This window comes from Devosia sp., assembly GCF_017307495.1.
In the GTDB taxonomy this organism is placed as follows: domain Bacteria; phylum Pseudomonadota; class Alphaproteobacteria; order Rhizobiales; family Devosiaceae; genus Devosia_A.
The window spans coordinates 1-2,974 of record NZ_JAFKHE010000035.1; the positions used below are offsets into that span (position 1 = coordinate 1).

Sequence of the window (2,974 nt, forward strand, 5' to 3'; positions counted from 1 at the left end):
ACGACCGTATCCGTCCGGGCGCTGCACTGATGTCAGCTATTGACAGGATTTCCCGCTTTCCATGCCCATGGCAGGAGCTCGTCGAGCCGGTTGACGGGGTGACCGTCCGCCATGCGCTGGAGAACGTCGGCGATATAGGCGTAGGGCTCGACGTCATTGAGCTTGGCGGTCTCGATCAGCGAGCAGATAACGGCCCAGCGATGGCCTCCACCGTCGCTGCCAGCGAAGAGATGGTTCTTGCGCCCGAGGGCGACGGGACGGATCGCGCGCTCGACCGGATTGGTGTCGAGTTCGATGCGGCCGTCGTGCAGGAACCGGGTCAGGGCCTCCCAGCGGGAGAGCGCATAGCGGATCGCCTCGGCGAGCGAGCTGCGTCCGGAGACCTGCGCGAGCTGGGCTTCCAGCCAGGCGCACAACTCAGCGATAAGCGGGCGGGAGTGCTGCCGACGCGCCGCAAGCCGATGGGCCGGCGACTGCCCGCGGAACTGCGCCTCGACGGCATAGAGTTCGCCGATCCGGCGCAGCGCCTCGGTGGCTACCGGCGATCCGGTGGCCTGAGCAACATCATAGAACTTGCGGCGGGCGTGCGCCCAGCAGGCGGCGAGCATGACGTCGCCTTTGCGGGCCAGCGGCTCGAAGCCGGCATAGCCATCGACGTGCAGCACACCGGAGAAGTGTTGAAGATGCGCCGCCGGGCGTTCGGCGCGGCGGTCCGGTGCGAACAGATAGACCGCTGCCGGCGGCTCTGGTCCCGACCAGCCGCGCTGCTCGCGGGCATAGACCCAGAGCCTTCCAGTCTTGGTGCGTCCACGGCCGGGATCGAGCACCGGAACCGGCGTGTCATCGGCGAACAGATGATCGGAAGCGAACACGTTCCGGCACAATCGGTCGTGCAAGGCCTCAAGCCACCAGCAGGCGCCACCGACCCAACCGGCCAGCGTGGAACGCGCCAGATCGACGCCGTGGCGAGCGAAGATCTGCGACTGCCGATACAGCGGCGTGTGATCGCAATATTTGCTGACGAGGACCTGCGCGATCAGCGCCGGCGTTGCCGGACCGCCGGCGATCAGACGCTCGGGCGCCGGCGCCTGCACCACTGTCTCGCACACTCGACAGGCATATTTCGGCCGGGTGATGCGAATCACCCGAAGCTGCGCCGGTACCCAGTCGAGCATCTCGGATTGGCTCTCGCCGATGGCATGAAGCGCGCCGCCGCAGCACGCGCAAACCGCATCCTCGATGTCGAGACGAACGTCCTCGCGGGGCAGATGATCGGGCAGCGGCTTGCGATGAGGCGTGCGTTCCGACGGCAGCTTTGCAGCCGCCGGGTGGCTCTCGCGGATGCGCGCAATATCCGCGTCGAGATCCTCCAGAGCGAGTGCCAGCTGGTCGGGATCGAGACGCTCGGAGCGACGGCCGAACTGCGCCCGCTGCAGCTTCTTGATGATCGACTGGAGGCGCTCGATCTCGCCGTCGCGGCTCTCGACGACGCCCGCAATCTCGCGCACCAGTTGGTGCAGGAGGCTGATGTCGGAAGGCAGGTTTTCCAGATCGAGCCGCATGTTCGATTCTACTGCAAAACGGTCTGTCACCCAAGCATCAAAGTGTTGCAGCGGCTACGTTTCGGAGGCATTTCATCCCGCCAGAGCGGGCTTCCAGACGCGCTCGGGCGCGCGCCAGTCGATGCCCTCGATCAGCATGGCGAGCTGGGCCGGGGTGAGCGTGATCGAGCCGTCATAACCCGTCATTACCGGCCACGCGAAGGCGCCCTGGTCTATCCGCTTGGTGAACAGGCACAGTCCGTTGCCGTCCCAGAACAGGATCTTGAGCATCGTCGCCTTGCGGCCGCGGAAGGCGAACAGATGGCCCGAGAAGGGGTCCTGCTTCAGCGTCTGCTGTACCAGCATGGCGAGCCCATCCATCCCCTTGCGCATGTCGGTGTAGCCCAGCGCCAGATGCACCTTCACGCCAGCGGGAACGATCATCATGGCGCGATCTCCCCACAGCCGGCCTGCGTTCGGACCACAGCCGGATCGCTGCCGATCGGGGCGAAGACGCGCCGCCCGTCAGTGAGATCAACCACCATCATGCCGTCGGGCGGCTGCAATAGATCCTGCAGCAGGCGAGCGGCCGGCGTGCCGTCGGTCAGCACGACGGGCGCCAGCTTCGCGCGCTTCTTCTGCGCCACGCCGAACTGCACCCGCCAGCGGAATAGCAGCCCGGTGACGATGCCGTGCTTGCGCGCCACGCTCGATACGCTGACGCCAGGCTGGTCGCTCTCGAGCGCGATAGTGCGCTTCTGCTCGTCGCTGAAGAAGCGCCGGACCGGCTGCGGAACGGGTTCCGGATCGCTATTCGTCGGTGCCGTCAACGGGCTTTCGGGGAGCATTTTTCTGGCACTAGTGCCAGCCACCGGCCGGGCGGAGGGATGAAGATGCGCCCGCCAGTCGATCGAGTCCTCGAGCTCGTCCAGCCGGTCGCGCCATTTGCGCAGCGATGTGGGCGACAGCTGCATCGCGGCGGCGTACTCGCGCACGCCCATGCCGCTCCAGTTCATCGCCTCGACATGCATCGCCCAGAACGCCTGCAGGGCGCGGTTGCGCGCGTCCGTGCTCACGCTGAACCGCAGCCGGGCGCGCTTTCTCTGGCGCTTCTCCTGCGCCTCACGGCGCTTTTCCCGGCGCAGTTCCGCTTGATATTCCGCATGCTTACGTGCCGCGTCCTGGCCCGCCAGATAGTTCAGCCAGCGATCGAACGTGCACTTCCAGAGTCCGTGCTGGCGGCAATAGTTCGTGCGGTCGAGACCGCTCTCCCGCCACGCCTCAACGTGAACCCGCCACCAGGACTGACGCGCCGTGTTCTCGAAATGTCTCAAATTCATCGGAGATCCTCCATGCTTCGAAGGAAACCGACATGCCTCGATTTTGCACCCCACCAATACTGTGCAGAGACCGGACGGATACCCACGACCGAA

The 2,974-nt window shown here is 65.9% G+C and carries 3 protein-coding genes; all 3 read right to left on the reverse strand.

Annotation, left to right across the window (positions count from 1 at the left end):
- Window positions 1-32: 32 nt before the first annotated feature.
- The 3 genes from J0I99_RS20230 to J0I99_RS20240 all read right to left on the reverse strand — a co-directional run bounded on the left by J0I99_RS20230 (window position 33) and on the right by J0I99_RS20240 (window position 2,881).
- Entirely contained in the window at window positions 33-1,562 is a 1,530-nt protein-coding gene (locus J0I99_RS20230; protein WP_291399255.1) for an IS66 family transposase, read from the reverse strand.
- Between the two features lie 72 nt (window positions 1,563-1,634).
- Entirely contained in the window at window positions 1,635-1,988 is a 354-nt protein-coding gene (gene tnpB, locus J0I99_RS20235; RefSeq protein WP_149574310.1) for an IS66 family insertion sequence element accessory protein TnpB, read from the reverse strand.
- Window positions 1,985-2,881, reverse strand: coding sequence for a transposase (locus J0I99_RS20240; protein ID WP_291399256.1), 897 nt, complete (start codon window positions 2,879-2,881; stop codon window positions 1,985-1,987). Before J0I99_RS20240 ends, tnpB begins: the two co-directional genes overlap by 4 nt.
- Window positions 2,882-2,974: the final 93 nt, after the last annotated feature.

Excerpts from the sequence above, each read along its gene's own strand:
- J0I99_RS20230 (WP_291399255.1), bottom strand. The coding sequence starts at position 1,562 with ATGCGGCTCGATCTGGAAAACCTGCCTTCCGACATCAGCCTCCTGCAC.
- J0I99_RS20240 (WP_291399256.1), bottom strand. The coding sequence starts at position 2,881 with ATGAATTTGAGACATTTCGAGAACACGGCGCGTCAGTCCTGGTGGCGG.
- tnpB (WP_149574310.1), bottom strand. The coding sequence starts at position 1,988 with ATGATGATCGTTCCCGCTGGCGTGAAGGTGCATCTGGCGCTGGGCTAC.